This window comes from Devosia ginsengisoli (genome assembly GCF_007859655.1).
GTDB lineage: Bacteria > Pseudomonadota > Alphaproteobacteria > Rhizobiales > Devosiaceae > Devosia > Devosia ginsengisoli.
In genome coordinates this window covers 674,977-695,116 of sequence record NZ_CP042304.1, presented here as the reverse complement: position 1 = coordinate 695,116, position 20,140 = coordinate 674,977, and the positions used below count along the sequence as shown (strand labels likewise).

18 protein-coding genes, 1 tRNA gene and 1 pseudogene are annotated in these 20,140 nt (G+C 64.4%); 10 read left to right on the top strand and 10 right to left on the bottom strand.

Annotation, left to right across the window (positions count from 1 at the left end; genetic code table 11):
* Positions 1 to 4: 4 nt before the first annotated feature.
* The 4 genes from FPZ08_RS03430 to FPZ08_RS03415 are packed head-to-tail and all read left to right on the top strand — an operon-like array spanning position 5 to position 2,992.
* Positions 5 to 883: an ABC transporter permease gene (locus FPZ08_RS03430; protein WP_146292917.1), complete on the top strand. Its 879-nt coding sequence runs from the start codon at positions 5 to 7 to the stop codon at positions 881 to 883.
* Entirely contained in the window at positions 880 to 1,698 is an 819-nt protein-coding gene (locus FPZ08_RS03425) for an ABC transporter ATP-binding protein (RefSeq protein ID WP_146288683.1), read from the top strand. The genes FPZ08_RS03430 and FPZ08_RS03425 overlap by 4 nt, the downstream gene beginning before the upstream one ends.
* Positions 1,695 to 2,582 (top strand): ABC transporter ATP-binding protein, encoded by an 888-nt coding sequence (locus tag FPZ08_RS03420; protein ID WP_146288682.1) that lies wholly within the window; start codon positions 1,695 to 1,697, stop codon positions 2,580 to 2,582. The genes FPZ08_RS03425 and FPZ08_RS03420 overlap by 4 nt, the downstream gene beginning before the upstream one ends.
* Positions 2,579 to 2,992 (top strand): GNAT family N-acetyltransferase, encoded by a 414-nt coding sequence (locus FPZ08_RS03415; protein WP_146288681.1) that lies wholly within the window; start codon positions 2,579 to 2,581, stop codon positions 2,990 to 2,992. Before FPZ08_RS03420 ends, FPZ08_RS03415 begins: the two co-directional genes overlap by 4 nt.
* A gap of 328 nt (positions 2,993 to 3,320) precedes the next feature.
* Here FPZ08_RS03415 and FPZ08_RS03410 read toward each other — a convergent pair.
* From FPZ08_RS03410 to FPZ08_RS03385, 6 genes and pseudogenes are all read right to left on the bottom strand, one after another.
* Positions 3,321 to 4,400, bottom strand: a pseudogene (locus FPZ08_RS03410) (anhydro-N-acetylmuramic acid kinase); the annotation flags it as partial.
* Positions 4,401 to 4,402: 2 nt separating this feature from the next.
* The gene (locus FPZ08_RS03405) at positions 4,403 to 5,407 is read right to left on the bottom strand and encodes a serine hydrolase domain-containing protein (protein WP_146288679.1); all 1,005 of its coding nucleotides are present in this window, start codon (positions 5,405 to 5,407) and stop codon (positions 4,403 to 4,405) included.
* Between the two features lie 2 nt (positions 5,408 to 5,409).
* Positions 5,410 to 7,134, bottom strand: coding sequence for an ABC transporter ATP-binding protein (locus FPZ08_RS03400; RefSeq protein WP_146288678.1), 1,725 nt, complete (start codon positions 7,132 to 7,134; stop codon positions 5,410 to 5,412).
* Positions 7,131 to 7,970 carry an ABC transporter permease gene (locus FPZ08_RS03395; protein ID WP_146288677.1) on the bottom strand — a complete coding sequence of 280 codons (840 nt, stop codon included), beginning with the start codon at positions 7,968 to 7,970 and terminating at the stop codon, positions 7,131 to 7,133. Before FPZ08_RS03395 ends, FPZ08_RS03400 begins: the two co-directional genes overlap by 4 nt.
* Positions 7,970 to 8,929 carry an ABC transporter permease gene (locus FPZ08_RS03390; RefSeq protein WP_146288676.1) on the bottom strand — a complete coding sequence of 320 codons (960 nt, stop codon included), beginning with the start codon at positions 8,927 to 8,929 and terminating at the stop codon, positions 7,970 to 7,972. The genes FPZ08_RS03395 and FPZ08_RS03390 overlap by 1 nt, the downstream gene beginning before the upstream one ends.
* A 57-nt stretch (positions 8,930 to 8,986) precedes the next feature.
* Positions 8,987 to 10,504 carry an ABC transporter substrate-binding protein gene (locus FPZ08_RS03385; RefSeq protein WP_146288675.1) on the bottom strand — a complete coding sequence of 506 codons (1,518 nt, stop codon included), beginning with the start codon at positions 10,502 to 10,504 and terminating at the stop codon, positions 8,987 to 8,989.
* Positions 10,505 to 10,884: 380 nt separating this feature from the next.
* Between FPZ08_RS03385 and FPZ08_RS03380 the strand changes: the two genes are divergently transcribed.
* From FPZ08_RS03380 to FPZ08_RS03365, 4 genes are all read left to right on the top strand, one after another.
* A complete protein-coding gene (locus FPZ08_RS03380) occupies positions 10,885 to 11,613 on the top strand; it encodes a PIG-L deacetylase family protein (protein WP_146288674.1) in 729 nt (242 codons plus the stop codon).
* A complete protein-coding gene (locus FPZ08_RS03375; RefSeq protein WP_210246853.1) occupies positions 11,613 to 12,284 on the top strand; it encodes a 4-carboxy-4-hydroxy-2-oxoadipate aldolase/oxaloacetate decarboxylase in 672 nt (223 codons plus the stop codon). Before FPZ08_RS03380 ends, FPZ08_RS03375 begins: the two co-directional genes overlap by 1 nt.
* Positions 12,277 to 13,320 carry a 4-oxalomesaconate tautomerase gene (locus FPZ08_RS03370; protein WP_146288672.1) on the top strand — a complete coding sequence of 348 codons (1,044 nt, stop codon included), beginning with the start codon at positions 12,277 to 12,279 and terminating at the stop codon, positions 13,318 to 13,320. Before FPZ08_RS03375 ends, FPZ08_RS03370 begins: the two co-directional genes overlap by 8 nt.
* Positions 13,321 to 13,393: 73 nt before the next feature.
* Positions 13,394 to 14,605 (top strand): LysR family transcriptional regulator, encoded by a 1,212-nt coding sequence (locus tag FPZ08_RS03365; protein WP_146288671.1) that lies wholly within the window; start codon positions 13,394 to 13,396, stop codon positions 14,603 to 14,605.
* On the opposite strand, the gene FPZ08_RS03360 is transcribed toward FPZ08_RS03365, so the two are convergent.
* Positions 14,566 to 14,656: transfer RNA gene (locus FPZ08_RS03360), tRNA-Ser, on the bottom strand. The two genes, FPZ08_RS03365 and FPZ08_RS03360, sit on opposite strands and share 40 nt — an antisense overlap.
* Before the next feature lie 165 nt (positions 14,657 to 14,821).
* Here FPZ08_RS03360 and FPZ08_RS03355 point away from each other — a divergent pair.
* Positions 14,822 to 15,346 (top strand): DUF2147 domain-containing protein, encoded by a 525-nt coding sequence (locus tag FPZ08_RS03355; protein ID WP_146288670.1) that lies wholly within the window; start codon positions 14,822 to 14,824, stop codon positions 15,344 to 15,346.
* A 4-nt stretch (positions 15,347 to 15,350) separates the two neighbouring features.
* Here the strand turns inward: FPZ08_RS03355 and FPZ08_RS03350 are convergent, their stop codons facing one another.
* Positions 15,351 to 16,049 (bottom strand): glutathione S-transferase family protein, encoded by a 699-nt coding sequence (locus FPZ08_RS03350; protein WP_146288669.1) that lies wholly within the window; start codon positions 16,047 to 16,049, stop codon positions 15,351 to 15,353.
* A 98-nt stretch (positions 16,050 to 16,147) separates the two neighbouring features.
* A complete protein-coding gene (locus FPZ08_RS03345) occupies positions 16,148 to 16,588 on the bottom strand; it encodes a glyoxalase superfamily protein (protein WP_146288668.1) in 441 nt (146 codons plus the stop codon).
* A 302-nt stretch (positions 16,589 to 16,890) separates the two neighbouring features.
* On the opposite strand from FPZ08_RS03345, the gene FPZ08_RS03340 reads away from it, so the two are divergent.
* Entirely contained in the window at positions 16,891 to 17,661 is a 771-nt protein-coding gene (locus FPZ08_RS03340; protein WP_146288667.1) for a sulfite exporter TauE/SafE family protein, read from the top strand.
* Positions 17,662 to 17,713: 52 nt separating this feature from the next.
* Here the strand turns inward: FPZ08_RS03340 and FPZ08_RS03335 are convergent, their stop codons facing one another.
* Positions 17,714 to 19,813, bottom strand: a complete 2,100-nt coding sequence (locus FPZ08_RS03335; protein ID WP_146288666.1) for a molybdopterin-containing oxidoreductase family protein — start codon at positions 19,811 to 19,813, stop codon at positions 17,714 to 17,716.
* Positions 19,814 to 20,140 lie beyond the last annotated feature (327 nt).

Here is a 20,140-nt window from a genome sequence, read left to right as displayed (position 1 = left end):
CCTCTTGCGCCAGTTGCTCCACAACAAGAAGGCCGTCATCGGCCTCGCCATTCTCGTGCTCATCATTCTCGTGGCGATCTTCGCGCCTGTTCTCACCGAATACAGCCCAGTCAAGCGCGTCGGCCGCCCGCACCAGCCGCCGTCATGGGAGCATTGGTTGGGCACGACCCGCCTCGGCCACGACGTCTTCTCCCGCCTCGTCCACGGCGCCCGCGTATCGCTCGCCGTCGGCATCGGCGCGGGCCTGCTCATCACCGTCATCGGCACGGTGCTGGGCATCATCGCCGGCTATAAGGGCGGCGTCATCGACGAGGTCATCAACTTCTTCACCAATATGGTCCTGGTCATCCCCAACCTGCCGCTGCTGCTGGTGCTGGCCGCCTTTATCGGCCAGGCGAGCCCGCTGGTCATCGCCGTCATCCTGGGCTTCACCTCATGGGCCTGGGGCGTACGCGTCACCCGCTCGGAGACCCTCTCCATTCGCCAGCGCGACTATGTGAAGTCAGCCGAAATGCTGGGCGAGCCCGGCTGGCGCATCATGGCCTTTGAGATTTTCCCCAATCTCATTTCCATCGTCGGCATCAATTTCATCGGCAGCATCATCTTCGCCGTCATCGCCGAAGCCACCCTGGAATTCCTCGGCCTGGGCGATCCCAACACCGTCTCCTGGGGCATCATGCTCTACAATGCGCAGAATGCCTCGGCCCTCTCGGTCGGCGCCTGGTGGGACCTGCTCTCGCCCTGCCTCGCCCTCGCGCTGCTCGGCCTGGGCCTAGCGCTGGTCAATTTCGCCATCGACGAAATCGCCAATCCGCGCCTCAGGACCGGCGGCATGCTCGCCCGCTGGGTCGGCCTTGTCAGTGCTGGGGAGGGCAAGCTGTGACCAGTCCCGTCCTCTCCGTCCGCAATCTCAACATCGACTATATCGGCGCCGAAACCGACTTCCATGCGGTCAAGGATGTGAGCTTCGACATCGCCCCCGGCGAACTCTTCGGCCTGGCCGGCGAGTCCGGCTGCGGCAAGTCCACCATCGCCTTCGCCGTCAGCCGCCTGCATCGCCCGCCCGCGCTCATCCGCAAGGGCAGCCAGATCCTGGTCGATGGCCGCGACGTGCTCACGCTCGATGATGCCGAATTGCGCAAATTCCGCTGGCGCGAAGTCGCCATGGTGTTCCAGAGCGCCATGAATTCGCTCAATCCGGTGCTGACCATCGAAGACCAGTTCTACGATGTCCTGCGCACCCATACAGGGGCATCCCGCGCCACGTCGCGCGCCCGGGCCGCCGAACTCCTGAAGCTGGTCGATATCTCGCCCGACCGGCTCTCTGCCTATCCGCATCAATGCTCGGGTGGCATGCGCCAGCGCATCGTCATCGCCATCTGCCTGGCGCTCAATCCCAAGCTGCTGATCATGGACGAGCCCACCACCGCGCTCGACGTGGTGGTGCAGCGCGAAATCCTGCAGCGCATCGACGTGCTGCGCAAGCAGCTCGGCTTCTCGGTCCTGTTCATTACCCATGACCTGAGCCTGATGGTGCAGGTCAGCGACCGCATCGGCATCATGCTCGAAGGCGAGCTGGTCGAGGTCAACGATGCGCAGACCATCTACCACGCGCCCCAGCACGCCTATACGCGCAAGCTCTGGGCCTCTATGCCGCGCCTGCACGGCGTCCAGATCACCGGCGAGGTGGCTCCATGACTGACGCGCCCATTCTCGCCCTCGACAATGTCTCCAAGGTGTTCGGCGAGGTCTATGCCGCCCGCGCGGTCTCCTTCGCCCTCCATTCCGGCCGCACTTTGGCTTTGGTCGGCGAATCCGGCTCCGGCAAGACCACCGCCGCCCGCCTCATCATGCGCGAATATACGCCCGACCAGGGCCAGTTGCTGTTTCGCGGCGCGCCCATGGGCCGAGCCGACGGCAAGGCCCTCAAGGCCTACCGCTCCTCGGTGCAGATGGTGTTCCAGGACCCGTTCGCTTCGCTCAATCCGGCCCACACCATCCACTATCATCTCGACCGCCCCCTGCGCCTGCATCAGCGCAATCTCACTCGCGCCCAGCGCCGCGCCGCCGTCGAGGAACTGCTCCAGCGCGTCAAGCTTGACCCGGCCCAGCTCATGGCCAAGTTCCCCCACGAACTCTCCGGCGGCCAGCGCCAGCGCATTTCCATCGCCCGCGCCTTGGCGGTGAACCCACAGGTCATCGTGGCCGACGAGCCCACTTCCATGCTCGACGTCTCGGTGCGCCTGGGCATCCTCAACCTGCTCAACGACATGAAAGCCCAGCTTGGCCTGGCCCTACTCTACATCACCCACGACATCGCCACCGCCCGCTATGTGGCAGAGGACATCATGGTCATGTATGCCGGGCAGATCGTCGAATGGGGCGACATGGAAGCCGTACTGGGCAATCCCCAGCACCCCTACACGCGCCTCCTGCTCTCCGCCGTGCCCGATCCCGACAAACGCTTCTCCGAAGCCGGCGAGGAACTGAGCCAGATCGAAACCATCCGCCGCCAATCGGCGCTGCCGCAACCGGAAATCGTGCGGATCGCGGACAACCACTTCATCCGGCCCATGCCGTGAACCTCACCCTCACCGCCAGCCCCAGTCCGGAAGACCTCGCCACCATCGGCGACGGCCTAGCCGCCTTCAACGAGAGCGATGTCGGCCCCGCCAACCGCCAGCCCCTCGCCGTCCTCCTGCGCGACGAAGCCGGCACCATCCTGGGCGGCCTCTCCGGCTACACCGCCTGGGGCTGGCTCTATATCCAATGGCTCTGGCTGCACGAGAGCCAGCGCGGCCAGGGCTGGGCCGCCCGCCTGCTCGAAAGTGCCGAGGCCGAAGCCCGCAACCGCGGCTGTCACGCCGCATGGATCGACACGTTCAATCCGGTGGCGCTCAAAACCTACCAGCGCGCCGGCTACATGCCGTTCGGTGCCCTCCCAGATTTTCCCAAGGGCCGCACACGGACGTTCCTACAGAAGGCTCTATAGGCACGAAAACCTCCGCTCCTGCCCACCCTCCCCCTTGAGGGGAGGGTAGCGTCGCTCGGCCCAAAGGGCCGTAGCAGAGCTAGGGAGGGGGTGTCGAAGACTCCACAAACACCGAGTCCGCGGAGAGCTCGACACCCCCACCCTCATTCCCTCCCCACAAGGGGGAGGGAAGCCCGTTCGGTGTTTGCGGAGCGTTGAGTGAAACCGGGAATGTCGGCATGCGCCTCCCTCCCCTTTGATGGGGAGGGACCGAGGGTGGGGTGGGGCCACAGGCGCTTCGGTTCCCCCCTACCCCACAACCCTCCCGCCCGTCATAGCCGCCTTCACCCCCCGTCGTCGTGGGAAAACTGATCGGCAGCCCCCGCAGCACCCGCGCCGCCAGAAACCCGAAACACTCCGCCTCCACCGCATCCCCGCGCCAGCCGACCGCATCGGCATCCACTGCCTCGACGCCAGCTCGCTCCGCCAGCATCCGCATCAGCGTCGGATTATGCCGCCCGCCGCCGGACACGATCAGCCGCGTCGGGCGGCTCGGCAGCATATCCAGCGCCTTGCCCACCGCCCCAGCGGTAAACGCTGTCAGCGTCGCCGCCCCGGTCGCATCGTCCAGCCCGTCACCGATACTGGCGGGGAAATCAAACCGGTCGAGCGACTTGGGATAGACCGCCGTCAGATACGGATGCTCCAGCAGCTTGGCCAGCCGCGCCTCGTCCACCGTCCCGCTCGCCGCCAGTGCCCCGTCGCGGTCCATCTCGCCCAGACCCCGCGCCTTCATGAAATCATTGATCGGCGCATTGGCCGGCCCGGTATCGAAAGCAATGAGCGTATCGGCCCCACCCCAATAGGTCACATTGGCGACGCCCCCCAGATTGAGCACCGCCGTCGCGCCATCGGTCTTGCCCAGTTTGCGCAGCAGCGCCTGATGATAGGCCGCCGCCAGCGGCGCCCCCTGCCCGCCTGCACGGACATCGGCGCTGCGGAAGTCGTAGACCACTTTGGTCCCCAGCATCCGGCTCATCAGCGCGCCATCGCCCAATTGCCGCGTCTCGCCGATCCGCCCGGGCTGCGGCGCCCGATGCAGCACCGATTGGCCGTGAAAGCCCACCACGCCGATATCGCCCATCGCCATGCCCTGCGCCGCGACGAAATCCAGCACCGCCTCCGACTGCGCCCGCGTCAGCGCTTCTTCCGCCCGCGTAAAAATCTCCGGGTCCGACCCCACGAAATTCCACGCCCGCGCCGCCGCCAGCGTCTCCTCCAGCAGCGCCCTTACCTCGGCGCTATAGGGCGCCAAAGTATAGGGTCCGAATTCGGCAATGGTCTCGCCATCGGTGCGGACCATGGCAATGTCGATATTGCCGTCCAGCACCGTCCCGGTCATCAGCCCTATCGTCCAGATCGGCTCCATGGTCATTCCTCGCTATTGATGGCGTCGCCCACGGCGCGGCGCAGGGCGAAGATGCCGCTGTCGAAATGCCGGGTCGGGTGAACGCGATTGGTCAGCAGCGTCCAGGCGTGGCCGCGATCGAAATCGAGCCACAGGCCGGTGCCGGTGAAGCCGGTATGGCCGATCGTGCCCGGCGAATTCCGCTCGCCGCCCGACCAGCCTTCATAGGGCCGCTCCCAGCCATGGGTGCGGCGCGCCGAAAGCGGTGTTCGCATCAGCGGCACGCTTAATGCTAACAGTCCGTTAGCATTAAGCGCCCCAGATGCGAACGCCAGCACGGACGAAACCGTGCCGAACAGTCCGGCATGGCCCGAGCCCTGCAAGGCAGCGCAATTCTCGTCATGCACCTCCCCGAACAGCACCCGTCCCCGCCACGGATCATGCTCTGTCGCCGCCGCGTTGTCGGGGTCGACACTCCAAGCAAACCCCTGTCCCGGCTCGATATTCCTGATCGTCTTGCCCTCCAGCCGCTCGATGGCAATGCCGAGCAGAATGAAATTGATGTCCGAATAAACCGCAGGTCCCGCCTTCCAATCCCGCTGCAAAACGAAATGCCGCAGCCGGTTGGGATCGTCGCCATAGGTATAGAGCGGAAACACACCCGGAAACGGCGTCTGGTGGCCAAGGCACTGGCGGAACGTGATTTTTCGTTGCCAGTTATCGGGATTGTACTGCGCGAAATCCGGAATAACAGTCGTCAGCGACGCATCGAGATCGATCCGTCCCTCCGCCGCTAAAGCCAGAATACGAGGCGTCGTGAACAGCACCTTGGTCAGCGAGGCCAGGTCGAACCAGGTGTCCTCCGTCATCGGCCGGGAAACCGGAATTTTCTGCGCTTCGCCAATGGCCCGCGTCACCCGTTTGCCGGACGCATCGACCAGCCCCAGCACCCCGCCGGGGATTTTTCCTGCCGCAACCGCCTCGGCCAGCAGGGCGAAAGCGCGGTCGAATTTTTCATCTAAACCCATGATTATTCTACTCTAACCAGATGATCGTCGCCCGCCGTGACCCACTGTGCCGGGCCGGGCTCGTAGCCCTTGGGCTTGATTAGCGACGGCACCGCCGTCGTATCCACATTATAGCGCTGCCGCCGCCGCTCGATGCCGGGCACCGCCGCGATCAGGCGTTTGGTATAGCTGTGCTGCGGCTGCGCCAGTACTGCGGCGGCAGCGCCGATTTCCACCACCTGCCCGGCATACATCACCGCCACCCGATGGGCGATGCGCTCGACCACCGCCATGTCATGGCTGATGAACAGATAGGCCAGGCCGAATTCGTGTTGCAAATCAATGAGCAGGTCGAGCACCTTGGCCTGCACCGACACGTCGAGCGCCGACACGGCCTCGTCCAGCACAACCACATCGGGGTTGAGCATCAGCGCCCGCGCGATGCACAGCCGCTGCCGCTGCCCCCCGGAAAACTGGTGCGGATAGCGCGACAGGGAATCCTCGGGCAGCCCGACCCGCTCCAGCAATTGCAGCATGCGCTGGCGCAGGGCGGCATCTACCTTCATGCCGGCGGCAATGGCTGGCTCTGCCAGCAGGGCAGCCACATCGAGCCGCGGGTTCAGTGAGGCAAAGGGGTCCTGGAACACCATCTGTACCGGCCGGCCATGGCGGCCCGGCGCGGTGACAATAGCGCCGCGTGTGGCTTCGGTCAGGCCCAGGATGGCGCGGGCCGTGGTGGATTTTCCGGAGCCGCTTTCGCCAACGATGGCAAGTGTTTCGCCCGGCACGAGGTCGAAGCCAACGCCCTCCACGGCATGGATGGCCCCGGCATCACGCGAGAACCAGCCGCCGCCGATGGGAAAGCGGACGACAAGGTCATCGACCTTTACGGCCGGCTTTACGTCAGGCGACCGCTGGTGGTCGCGGCGCACCGCCTGGCCACCGGTGAAATGCGGCACAGCGCCGAGCAGATGTTTCGTATAGTCATGCTGCGGGGCGTCGAGCACGGCGTCGAGCCGCCCCTGCTCCACCACGAGGCCATCCTGCATGACCATGACGCTGTCGGCTATGCCAGCAACCAGCCCGATATCGTGGGTGATGAAGATCATCGCCATGCCCAGCTCGGCCTTGAGCTCGGCCAGCAAAGCCATGATCTGGGCCTGCACCGTCACATCAAGCGCAGTGGTCGGCTCGTCGGCGATCAGCAGGCGCGGATTGCCGGCCAAAGCCATGGCAATCATCACGCGCTGGCGCATGCCGCCGGAGAGCTGATGCGGGTAATATTTCATGCGCTGCGCCGCATCGGGAATGCGCACCCGGTCCAGCGCCTCGCGCGCCGCGTCGGAGGCGGCCCGGCCTTCGAGGCCGCGATTGAGCCGGAAGGCTTCCTCGATCTGTGCACCCACCGTGTGGACGGGGTTGAGCGAGGTCATCGGCTCCTGGAAGATCATGCCGATCTCGCGGCCGCGCAGGCCCAGAAGCGCCCGCTCATCGGCCTGTGCCAGATCGAATGTCGAACCGTCCGGCCTTGTCCAGGCCATGGTGCCGCCGACGATGCGACCACCGCCGAAATCCACCAGCCGGTTGATGGACAGCGCCGTCACCGACTTGCCCGAGCCACTTTCACCCACCAGTGCGATGGTTTCGCCCGGCGCCAGATCGAAGCTGACGCCGCGCACGACCGGGTTGGTGGCCGGATCGCGGCCGAAGCCCACGCTGAGGTCGCGGACCGAAAGGAGCGAGGTCATGCCGGCCGCTCCTGCGTACGAGGATCGAGAATGTCGCGCAGGGCATCGCCGAACAGGTTGAAGCCGAGAATGCCCAGCATGATGGTGAGGCCCGGAAAGACCAGCAGCCACGGCGCCTGCTGCATGAGGTTGCGCGCCTCGCTCATCATCAGCCCCAAAGAGGGCGCGGGCGGCTGGGTGCCCAGCCCGAGGAAGCTCAGGCCCGCCTCGGTCAGCAGCGCCCAGGCCAGAGCCAGCGTCACCTGTACGGTGAGAGGCGCCACCAGGTTGAGCAGCAGGTGGCGGCTGAGGATATAGCGCTCGGAACTGCCGAAAGTCCGTGCGGCATCGACGAATTCCCGGCGCTTGAGTGACAGGGTCGGCCCGCGCACGACGCGGGCGAAGATCGGCGTATAGACCGCGGCAATAGCCACGACGCTGGTAAAGGTGCCCGGCCCGACAATGGCGATGATCAGCAGTGCCAGCAAGATTGCCGGAAAGGCCAGCAGCACGTCCATGGAGCGCATGAAGACGCCGTCGAGCCAGCCGCCCCACCAGCCGGCCAGCAGGCCGATAATGGTGCCGGCAAGGCTGGCCAGCCCCACCGAGGCAAAGGCGATGAGGAAGGATTGGCCGATGCCCACCATGAGGCGGCTGGCCGTGTCGCGGCCGAACAGGTCCGTGCCCATGAGATAGGTGGCGCTGGGGCCCTGCAGGCGGTCGATGCGGAACTGTTGCAGCGGATCGTGCGGGGTGAAGCCGATGGTGCCGCATAGCGCCAGCAGCAGATAGAGCAGGATGATGCCGGCGCCGATACGGCCGGTGGGGTGGGCGGCGATGGCGCGCAGGATCCGCATCAGCGCGCTCCCAGCCTTATGCGCGGGTCGAGCGCGGCATAGGCGAGATCGACCAGCAGATTGACGACGAGGAAGTTGAGCGCAATGAACAGCACGCAGCCCTGCACCAGCGCATAATCCCGCTGGCCGATAGCGTCGAGCGTCAGTCGGCCGAGGCCGGGCAGAGCGAATATCTGCTCGACGATCACGGCGCCGCCGAGCAGGTAGCCGAATTCCACCCCGCTCAGCGTCACCACCGGGATCAGCGCATTGGGCAGGGCATGGTGCCAGACCACGCTGCGCGCCGACGCGCCCTTGGCCCGGGCGGTGCGGATATAATCGTCGCTCAGCACGTCGAGCATGGAGGCGCGCGAAATGCGGGTCACCGAGGCTGCGAAGGCGAAGCCCAGGGTGATGGCGGGGAAGATCAACTGGCCCAGATTGGCCAGCGGGTCGCTCCACAGCGAGGCGAAGCTGCCCATGGCCGGAATGAAGCCGAAATAGACCGAGAGCACGTAGATGATGACGAGGCCGATGACGAAGCCGGGCGTCGACTGGCCGAGCATGGCGAGGATGCGCACCATGACATCGGCGGGCCGCTCGCTGCGCGTTGCCGCCAGCACACCGGCCGGAATGCCCACGCCCAGGGCGATAACCATGGAAAGAAGAGCCAGTTCCAGCGTCAGCGGAAAGCGATCGAGGATGATTGATAGCACCGGCTTGCCATAGGTCACCGACAGGCCGAGATCGCCCTGCAGCACGCCCCACAGCCAGCGGCCATATTGCACGACGGCGGGCTGGTCGATGCCGAAATATTCCGCCAACGCCTGGCGCTGCACCGGGGTCAGCAGGCCCGCCTCGGTGCCCAGCATGGCGGTGATGGCATCGCCCGGAATCATGCGGATGGAAAAGAACACCAGCAGCGAAACGCCGAGCAGGATCAGCGGAAAGGTGACGAGCCGCCGCGCCAGATAGGTCATGGTGTCAATCCGTGGAGGCAGGAGAAAGGCGGGCCCGCAGGCCCGCCCAATGCGAGGCTATTGCCCCAGCGTCACCTTGGTCAGCCCGAAGAGCGTACCGGTGGCGGAGGATTCAAAGCCGGAAATGGTCTTGAGCTGCGCCGTGTAGATATTGGACGTGGACAGCCAGATCCACGGCGACAGTTCGGTCAGGCGGGCTTCGAATTGCTGGAAGATTTCCTTGCGCTTGGCAATGTCGGTCTCCACCCGCCCCTGCTGGAGCAGGCTGTCGATCTCGTCATCGGTGAAGTTGGACACTTTCAGCAGGTTGCCGTCCTTGGTGAAGTAGCGGTTGTACATCGGATAGGGGTCCGTGCGACCGCCATTGAGGGCTACCGCCATGTCGAAATCGCCGGCTAGCCAGCGGTCGACATAGACATTGAGTTCCATCAGTTCGATTTCGAGCTTGATGCCGATTTCCGCCAGCTGGCTCTGCAGCACCTGCGCCTCGGCCGAAGCGACCGGGGGTTCGCCGGTGGCGGCGATGACCTTGGCGGAGAAGCCGTCAACGCCGGCTTCGGCCATCAGGGCCTTGGCTTTTTCCAGGTCCTGCTCGTAGCAGAACAGCGTCGAGGGATCGCTGGCATAGGCCGGCATGGTCAGGGGACCGGTGACCTTGCCCTCGCCCACCAGGGCGGTATCGAGAATGTCCTGCCGATCGACGGCACAGGACATGGCCTGGCGCACCTTGAGATTGTCCATGGGGGGACGGGACGGGTTGAGCTGGAGCACGTTATAGGCCAGGCCCGGCACGGCATTGAGCTGCAGGTTGGGCTCGTTGGGAACGAGCGTCGCCACCAGCGGATCGTTGATCAGGGCGAAATCGGTCTGGCCGGCGCGCAGCGAGGCCAGGATGGCGGTTTCGTCGGGCAGGACGGAGATGGTAATGCCATCGTAGGCGATGTCGCCGCCGGCCCAGTTCGCATTGACGCTCAGTTCCTCGCGGGAATTGGGCTCCCAGCTATCCAGCACAAAGGGGCCGGAGCCCAATGCGGTGGTGGCGACCGAACCGTCGGCAATCGCCTTGGCGGGCACAATGGCGGCATTGATCGAGGCCATGGCCACCAGGAGCGGCGCATCAGGCTGGGACAGGTTGAACACCACGGTCGCGTCATCGGGCGCATCGATCGAGGCGATGGAGAGGAAGTTGGAGCGCGCTGCGGCGCCGGTGGCTTCATCAAGCAGGCGCTCGAAGGAGGCCTTCACGTCGGCCGAGGTCACGGTCGCGCCATCGCTGAACTTGGCGTTGGGATCGAGCTTGAAAGTCAGGGTCAGCCCGTCGGCGGAAAATTCCCAGCTCTCTGCAATGGCAGGGACCACGTCGAGATTGGTATCGTTCCGCACCAGCGGCTCGTAGATGAGTTCGAGCAGGCGCAGCGACGAAAACGCCGTCTGGGCATGAGGATCGAGGCCGGTGGCATCCTGCGACCAGGCCATGCGCAGATTTGTCGCCTGGGCCGGCAGAGCCAAAGCCGCCGTCGCGAGAAGGGCCGCTGCCAGGCCGGCAAAGGCGGTCCGGGAAAGCTTCGTATACATTGCAACTCCCTTTGAGGTGTCTGTTTCTATCGCGCCAAGCCGCACCCCGATGGTCGTGACGCGTTGGATGCCGGCCTGCGGGCGGGTCTTTGCACCGCTCGTTTGGGGCAGGCAGCAGCCATCTAAAGAGAGCTTAGGGGCGTTCGCCCGGACTTGTCGAGAGTGGTATCACAATGGTCTGAATTTGATAGCAGATTGGGTGCGCAGCCAGCCGGGAGCATGCGGTTCGACAGCGGCATGAACGCTCGATTGCGGCGGCGATGAAATCTGCCGCGCTATAGCCAAAACTTATATCATCGACAGCTATTCGAATTGTGCTTCTGCTGCCGCATCTCCTAGCATGGCGTGAACATGCCCGCAGGCAGGAAGGATCGGCATTCATGGCCAAGACAGCCCTTATCGTCAGTGCCCATTCGGCAGATTTCGTCTGGCGCTGTGGTGGCGCCATCGCCGCCCACGCCGCCAAAGGCTATGAGGTGACCGTGGTCTGCCTCTCCTATGGCGAGCGCGGCGAGAGCGCCAAGCTGTGGAAGCAGGCAGGGATGACGCTGGACAAGGTCAAGGCCGGTCGCCGTGTCGAGGCGGAGAATGCAGCCAAGGCGCTCGACGTACACGATATCCAGTTTTTCGATTTGGGGGATTACCCGCTGGAGATGACGCGGGAGGCCAAGGACCGGCTGGTGGATGTGATGCGGGCGGTGCAGCCGGCCTTCATCATGACCCATTCCAAATACGACCCCTACAATACCGACCATATGTATGTGTCGCAGTGGACGCTCGAATGCCGCGCCATCGGTCAGGCCTGGGGGCACAATCCGGGGCAGAAGATTCTCGGGGCGCCGCAGGTCTACCTGTTCGAACCGCACCAGACCGAGCAGATGGACTGGAAGCCGGACGTGTTTCTCGACATCACTGATGTGTGGGACAAGAAGTGGGCGGCCATCCAGGCCATGGAGGGGCAGGAACACCTCTGGCACTATTACAAGAACGTCGCCGAGAACCGGGCCAATCACTTCACGCGCAATTCCGGCGGTCAGTCCGGCGGGCGTCCGGCCAAATATGCCGAGGGTTTCCAGTCGATCTATCCGCGCACCGTGGATGAGTTGTGATGAGCGTCGTTGTCCAGAATATCGAGCGGGCTGACCCTGCTGTCGTCGAGCGCCTTGCCGCCTGTGGCGTCGCTACCGTACACGAGGCGCAGGGGCGCAAGGGGCTGCTGGCCAGCCATATGCGGCCGATCTATGCGGGCGCACGGCTGGCGGCCAGCGCGGTGACCATTTCGGCGCCTCCCGGCGATAACTGGATGGTTCATGTTGCCATCGAGCAGCTCAAGGCGGGCGACATCATGGTGCTGGCCCCGACCAGTCCCAGCGAAGACGGGTATTTTGGCGACCTGCTGGCCACTTCGGCACAGGCACGCGGTTGCAAAGGCTTCATCATCGATGCGGGCGTGCGCGATGTGGCCGACCTTGCGGCAATGAAATTCCCGGTCTGGTCCAAGGCCATTTTCGCGCAGGGCACGGTCAAGGAAACGCTGGGCTCGGTGAACGTGCCTGTGGTCTGCGCCGGCGCACTGATCAACCCCGGCGATGTCATCGTGGCCGATGACGACGGTGTCTGCGTGGTACGCCGCGAAGAGGCGGAGGCCGTAGCGCAGAAGGCCGAGGCGCGCGTCGCCGCCGAGGAGGACAAGCGCAAGCGGCTTGCCGCGGGGGAGTTGGGCCTCGATATCTACAAGATGCGCGAGAAGCTGGCCGAGAAGGGGCTGAAATATGTCTAGTCCCGGCGTCCCCTGCATGTGGATGCGGGGCGGTACGTCCAAGGGCGGGTACTTCCTGGCCGAAGACCTGCCGGAGGACCGCGACGCCTTCCTGCTGCGCATCATGGGCTCGCCCGATCCGCGGCAGATCGACGGCATGGGCGGCGCCAATCCGCTGACCTCCAAGGTCGCGGTGGTGCAGCGCTCCAAGCGCCCAGGCATCGATGTCGATTACCTGTTCCTGCAAGTTTTCGTCGACCAGCCCACGGTTACCGACCAGCAGAATTGCGGCAATATCCTAGCCGGCGTCGGTCCCTTCACCATAGAGCGCGGGCTGGTTGAAGCCAGGGATGGGCAAACCGTGGTCCGCATCTTCATGGAAAATACCAGCCAGGTGGCAGAGGCGCGTGTCGAAACGCCGGGCGGAAAAGTCACCTATGACGGCGAAGCGCGCATCGATGGCGTGCCCGGCACCGCTGCGCCCATTCCCATCACCTTTGCCGATACGGCCGGCTCAAGCTGCGGCGCATTGCTGCCGACGGGCAAGGCGGTGGATGTGATCGAGGGCGTGGACTGCACGCTGATCGACAATGGCATGCCCTGCGTCGTCATGCGGGCCGCCGATCTTGGCATATCAGGCAATGAAAGCCCACAGACGCTGGAGGCCAACGCGGCTTTGCGCGAAAAACTCGAAGCCATCCGCCTCAAGGCAGGGCCGCTGATGAATCTCGGTGACGTGACCAAGAGTTCGGTGCCCAAGATGACCATGGTCTCGGCATCAGTGGCGGGCGGCGCCATCTCCACCCGCACCTTCATTCCCCATCGCTGCCACGATGCCATCGGCGTACTCGGCGCGGTCAGTGTCGCCACGGCATGCCTGTTGCCCGAGGGCCCAGCCGCCGAACTGGCCAAGGTGCCCGATGGCGAAGAGAAGCTGATTTCGGTGGAGCACCCGACCGGCGAGATGAGCGTCATCGCCAGCGTCGTGAACGGTGTGGTGACCAATGCGGCCGTGTTGCGCACGGCACGCAAGCTGTTCGACGGGTTCGTGTTCTAGGACCGCGTGGACCAGGCAGCGCACAAAGCCTATGATGTCGCACAATCAGGCATGGCAAGGGCGGGCGACGGAGATGAAGCCAAATCTGCGGCATCTCCGTGTATTCCTCGCCGCTGTCGATAGCGGATCGATCTCCCAGGCAGCCGGCCTTTGCTCAGTCTCACAGCCAGCCGCAACCCAATCCATCCGCAAACTGGAAGAGCATTTCAGCAGCAAGCTCTTCGATCGCAGTCCGCAGGGATTGCTGGTGACTGCGGCCGGGGGCCTGCTGGCCAACCGCGTGCGGCGCGCCTTTGCGCTGCTCGACCCGACACTGGGCGATCTCTCCCCTCGCCTGCACCTGACCGCCACATCCTCGCAATTGACTGCGTTGGCCGCTGCGGTCGAAACGGAAAACTTCACCTTGGCCGCGAGGAAGCTCGGCCTGGCCCAACCCAGCGTCCACCGCTCCATCAGTGACCTCGAAAAGGATGCGGGACGGCAGCTGTTCGAACGTTCGTCCCGCGGCATGCATGCCACGCGGCCGGCGTTGCGGCTGGCCCAGGCGGTGCAACTGGCCTTTGCCGAAATTTATCAGGCGGAGGCTGAACTGGGCGAGCTTTCCGGTCGCGAGGTGGGGCGGATCGTCGTTGGCGCCATGCCGCTGTCGCGGTCGTCCATCCTGCCCGATGCCATTGCCCGCTTCCGCCGGCGCCGTGCCAACCTGCCCATCCAGGCCCTGGACGGGCCCTATGACGACCTGATCGCTGGATTGCGGCGCGGCGAGGTGGATTTCCTGCTCGGCGCCATGCGCATTCCCCCGCCCGCCGGTGAGGTCGTGCAGGAGGCGCTATTCGAAGACGAGTTGATCGTGGTGTGCCGGCCGGAACATCCGTTGCTGGACGAAGCCGATCTGAAACCAGCGCAGCTGACCAGCTTCCCCTGGGTGGTCAATATCCCAGGCACACCGGCGCGAAACATGTTCGAAAAGGTATTTTCGGCACCAAACCGCCCCAGCAGCCTAGTCGAGACAGGGTCGATGGTGCTGATGCGCGAACTCCTTCAGGTGACGGATCATCTCGGTTTCATTTCGGGGCTGCAAATCCGCTCCGATCTGCTGCAGGGCATGGTCGTGCGCCTGCCCGCCCGATTGCCGGACACGACGCGGCCCATCGGGCTGACCTTCCGCGCCGACTGGGTGCCTACCAGCGCGCAGCGTGACCTGATTGCCGATATCCGCGCAGCGACCGCTGATATTTGGGGGGATGGCGGAGAGGATGGGATTCGAACCCACGAGGACCTTTAGAGCCCTGCGCCCTTAGCAGGGGCGTGCCTTCGACCACTCGGCCACCTCTCCGGCAGGGGGTGGATAGCGGGCGGGGGTTGCGAAGGCAAGCGGTTTTTGGCCCAGCATGCCGCGCGGTGCGATTGTTACGGTATTTGCTTTATGGCCGCCACGAATGGCGGCTAGATCGTGTGGCGCGACGAATCGCGATTGACCCTCCGGCGGCAGGTGGAGCGCATGGCAAACGGCGGCTTGAGACTTTGTATCGGCGCGGGCGTGATCCTGGCCGGCATGGCGGGTGCCAATGCCCAGGAACCCTTCGCGCCTGACCCCAACCGCATTCTCGATCCGATCGAGGGCATCTGGCAGACGCTGGAGCTGTCCGAAATCACCATCGCGCTGTGCCCGGAGGGCTTTTGCGGCACGCTCAGCAAGATCGTGGTGCCGCGCGAGGGATTGACGGAGGAGGAATATGCCGCGGCCATGGCGATGCCCGTGGAAAGCTTTCCCGACGTCCGCAACCCCGACCCCGCGCTGCGGAGCCGGCCGATGCTGGGGCTGCAAATCCTGACTTTGCTGCCTAGCCAGAAGCCGCATGTCTATGATGGGGCGATCTACAATCCCGAGGATGGCAATACCTATTCGGGCTATGTCGAGATGCTGGGGCCGGACCTGATCCGGCTCAATGGCTGCGTGCTCTACAACATCATCTGCCAGGGGCAGGACTGGGTCCGGGTGATCCCCGAACCCGTGGCCGAGTAACCGATCAGCGCTGGTTGAACAGGACCTTCTGGGCATCCTTGTCGTCGGCAAGGCTCTTCTGCGGCGTGTCCTTGCCCCAGTTCAGGCCGCGCTCGACGGCCGGACGGGCGTTGAGACGCTCGATCCAGGCGGCGAAGTTGGGCATTTCGGCCTTGGAAATGCCGTAGCGCTCCCAGCTTTGGGCCCAGCCGATGGAGGCGATGTCGGCGATGGAGTAGTCACCGGCAATGTAATCCCGGCCTGCGAGCTGGGTGTTCAGCACGCGGAACAGGCGATGAGTTTCATCGGTGTAGCGCTTCTGGGCGTAGGGGATTTTCTCGGGCGCGTAGACGTTGAAATGATTGTTCTGGCCCAGCATGGGACCGAAGCCGCCGACCTGCCAGAACAACCATTCATCGACCTTGACCTGCTGGCGCAGGTCGGTGGGATAGAGCTTGCCGAATTTCAGGCCGAGATATTTGAGGATGGCGCCGGATTCGAAGATCGAGATCGGTTCACCCCCCGGCCCTTCCGGGTCAACGATGGCCGGGATCTTGTTATTGGGCGAAATGGCCAGGAATTCGGGGGTAAACTGCTCGCCCTTGCCGATATCGATACGGTGGTAATTCCACGGGACGCCGAGCTCTTCGAGCATGATGTGGACTTTCTGCCCATTTGGCGTGGGCAGGGAATAGGCCTCGATCGGCTTGGTCTGGGTGGTCATTGCCGGCTTCCGTTAGATTGACGTCGCATCATATATCGGCACCTTACGATGAAAGGCAAGGCGACCTGACGCCGCCTTGCCCGCAATCATTGTCATGGTCAGGCCCGCCGCAGGACCATCTGCGGGTTACCATTGCCGCGCGTCGCGCTGGAAATGCCGTGGATATCCACGGTCGAGACCACGCGGTGGCGCAAGGCGGCGAACATGAAGGTCGGCGTGACGTTCACCGGGGTATCGAACTGGATGGTCACGGTGTAGCTCTGCATGTTGCCGAGGAGTTGGACACCGATCAGCATGCCGGCAAAGGGCTGATCGAGATAGAGACCCTTGACGCGCATCCCGACCTGCCAGGGCGCGACGACGCGATCCGGCAGGGCAGCACGGGCGGTGTTCCAGTCCCGATAGCCATGGGCGCGGGCGACCTGTTCGAGGGCGGCGCCATGCGACAGGGTTTCGCCGAGAGTGGCGCGCTGCTGGCGCAGGTCCCTGGCTTCGGCTTTGAGAGTCTGGGCGGAAGGGGTATCGAGTGAAAACGACATGATAGGTCCTCTCATCTGCAATGAGGCGACTGTTCCATGGGGGCTCGCTTTGCCATGATGCGCCTTGCAAAGATGAACCAATGGTTCGTTCTTCTGCTCGGAGACTGGACTTCACCATCGGAATTGCTTCCGGCGAGCGGCGGGTGCCAGCGACCTGAGTGGGATATGCGCGTGAGGGTGGCTTTTGTCAACGGCATGGCGGGTATGCGATCAATCCCGGTGATGGGGCGATCAGACAAATGCGTTGGGCCACGCCTTGCCCACGGCGTATGCAGCCTGTGTCGCTCATATTGGGGATATCGATGATCGAGACGCTGTTCCTGCTGATTGCCGGCCTGTTGGGCGGAGCGGTGAATTCGCTTGCTGGTGGCGGCTCGTTCATCGTGTTTCCGGCGTTGCTGTTTGTCGGCATACCCCCCGTCATCGCCAATGCGTCGAACACCTACGCCGCCCTACCCGGCTATGCGAGCGGGGCCGCGGGCTATTGGCATGCCATGGCGCCGTACAAGGACCGGCTGGTGCTCTATGGCATCATTGCGGCGGTGTTCGGCTATGTCGGGGCGGAACTGCTGCTGGTGGTGTCGGACGAGTTGTTCGACCTGGTCGTGCCTTGGCTGATGGCTTTTGCCGTGCTGCTGTTCGTCTTCGGCAACCAGATCAACGGCTTCGTGGCGGCCAGGAGCGGCGGCGGGCGCGGCATGAAGGCGTTGGGCAGTGTGCTGCTGATGGCATTCCTGGCCGGGGTCTGCATCTATGGCGGGTTCTTCAATGCCGGGCTGGGCATTCTCCTGCTGGCGTTCCTCGCAACGGCGGGGATGAGCGATATCCATGCCATGAACGGGCTCAAGCTCTATGTGTCGAGCATCGTGGCGGTGGTGGCCGTGGCCCGGTTTGCGCTGAGCGGGTCGATCGACTGGTATCATGGCTCCATTGCGCTGGTGGGGGTGACCATTGGTGGTTATGTCGCGGCGAAGAATGCCCATCGAATTCCGACGCAGTGGATACGCTCGGCGGTGATTGTATATGGGGTCATCATGACCGGGTATTTCTTTTGGGGTGCTTACCTCGCCTAGTGCCACGCCCTCGTGGTTCGAGGCGCTAAAGAAGCGCACCTCACCATGAGGGCTACTGGGTGTCCGCCCGCCTGACCCAGACTGCTGCATCGTGGAATGTGGCGCCGCCGAAGGGCGGGGCGGGGGTGGCGTTGGTGAGGGTGTTGATGCCCTTGCCCTTGCGATGCGCCTTGTTCTGGTGGAGGCCCTCGGCAATGACGACGCCCCTGGGCAGGCCGGTGCGGATGCGGGCGGTGAGATCCACCGACCCCCTGATATTCCCGACGGCGACAAATTCGCCATCGACAATGCCCAAGGGCGCCGCATCACCGGGGTGGATGAAGAGCGAAGGCACGCCTTCGCGCTTCTGGCTACCGGGCGTTTCATTGAAGGTCGAATTGAGGAAGGCGCGGGCCGGGCTGGTGGCGAGGCGGAATGGGTGGTCGGCATCCGTCGGCTCGTTGATGGCCCAGTGATCGGCAAAGCGCGGCAGCTCGGCCGGATCGCAGGTCCAGAGATAGCCCTTCCTGTCGGCGACATCCTGCCAGTTCGGCGCGAAGCGGAAGCGCCGGTCGGGCCAGGCAAAGCCATCGGCAAAGCGCGCGGCAGCGTCGGGACGCTCGCGATCGACGAAGCCGGTCTTTTCGACCTCCTCCAAGGCCGGATAGCCGGAGCGGCGGAAAGTTTCAGCGACGACATCGCGATCGATGGTCTTGAAGATATCGTCGTCGAGGCCGAGGCGCAGGGCGATGGCGTTGATGACTTCGTGATTGGAGCGGGTTTCGCCGGGGCGCTGGATGACGGCGGGGCCATAGAGGACGCGGGTGTGGCCGCCGCGCGTGTAGTAGTCGTTGTGCTCGAGGAACATGGTGGCGGGCAGGACGATATCGGCGAATTCGGCCGTTTCGGTCATGAACTGCTCGTGGACCACGAGGAACAGGTCTTCGCGGGCGAAGCCGCGATGGGTCAGCGTCTGGTCGGGCGCGACGGCAGCCGGATTGGTGTTCTGCACGATCATGGCCTTGACCGGGCCGCCATGCTTCAGCGCCTTGGCGTCGCCGGTGAGGATGGGCCCGATCTCGGACATGTCGAGCCAGCGCGGCTCCCCCTTCTGCATCCTGGCGCCATTGATGGCGGATTTATCGAGCTGCCAGGTGCCGGAATTGGAGTGGAAGGCGCCGCCGCCGCGATGCTGCCACGCGCCAGTCATGGCGGGAATGCAGAGCGCGGCATGCATTGATGTGGAGCCATTGCGCTGGCGGGTGAAACCGTAGCCGAGGCGGAAATAGCTGCGCGGCGTGGTGCCAACGAGATGGGCGAATTCGGTGATCTGCGCGACGCTGAGGCCGGTGATTTCAGCCGCCCATTCGGGCGTGCGGGTGGCCAGATGGGCTTCGAATTCCGGGCTGAAATCGGTGTATTTTTCCATATAGGCGCGGTCGGCGAGATTGTCGCGCAGCAGGACATGCATGACGGCGACGGCAAGGGCGCCATCGGTACCGGGGCGCAGCATGAGGCCCATATCGGCCTGGGCCATGGTGGCGGTTTCGTAGACGTCGATGACGACGATTTTGGCGCCGCGCTCCTTGCGGGCGCGCATGGCGTGGGTCATCACGTTGACCTGGGTATGCACGGCATTGGTGCCCCAGATGACAACGCAGTCACTCTCGGCCATCTGTTCGGGATTGACGCCGCCGAGCAGGCCGGTGCCGGCGATATAGCCCGGCCATGACGTGCCGATGCAGATAGTCTCGTATTGGCGGGAATAGCCCTTGGCGGCGCGCAGGCGGTCGATGCCGTCGCGCTGCACGTGACCCATCGTGCCGGCATAGAAGTAGGGCCAGATGGATTCAGCGCCGTGCTCGGCCTGGATGGCGGTGAAGCGGGCGGCAATTTCGTCCAGCGCTTCATCCCAGGTGATCCGCTCGAACTGGCCGCTGCCTTTCGGGCCGGTGCGGCGCAGGGGGTGCATCAGACGCTCGGGGTGATGCACGCGCTCGGCGTAGCGGGCGACCTTTTCGCAGATGACGCCGGCCGTATAGGGATCGTCCTTGGCGCCACGGACGCGGCCGATGGTGTGCGTGTCCACGATATCCACATCCAACGCGCAGGCGGAGGGGCAATCATGCGGGCAGACCGAGCGGGCGGTGCGGATGGCGATGGGCTGGTTCATGGCACGAGGTTACCGGAGGGCGGGGCGGGGCTCAATTGAATTGGGGTGATGGATGATATTTGCGGCGTGAATGCGTGCGCGAGCGCCGCCTGCAACGCGGTTATCGGATAGTCGCATGCCAGGATGGCAGGGGCGGACCCCGAGACGGCTATCGCCTCTGAGTAATAAAATGAGACGGAAGCCGCCTCGGGATGCCGGGACTTGCTCGGACGGCGCGATCGCAGACCCCAGCGTTCACCGTAGCTCCCGCCCGAATGCCTCGTCCGCTCGACCCGGAGCGGAGCGCGACCTCCACTCCCCCGGCTGGCTTCCGGACGCCCGTCGCTG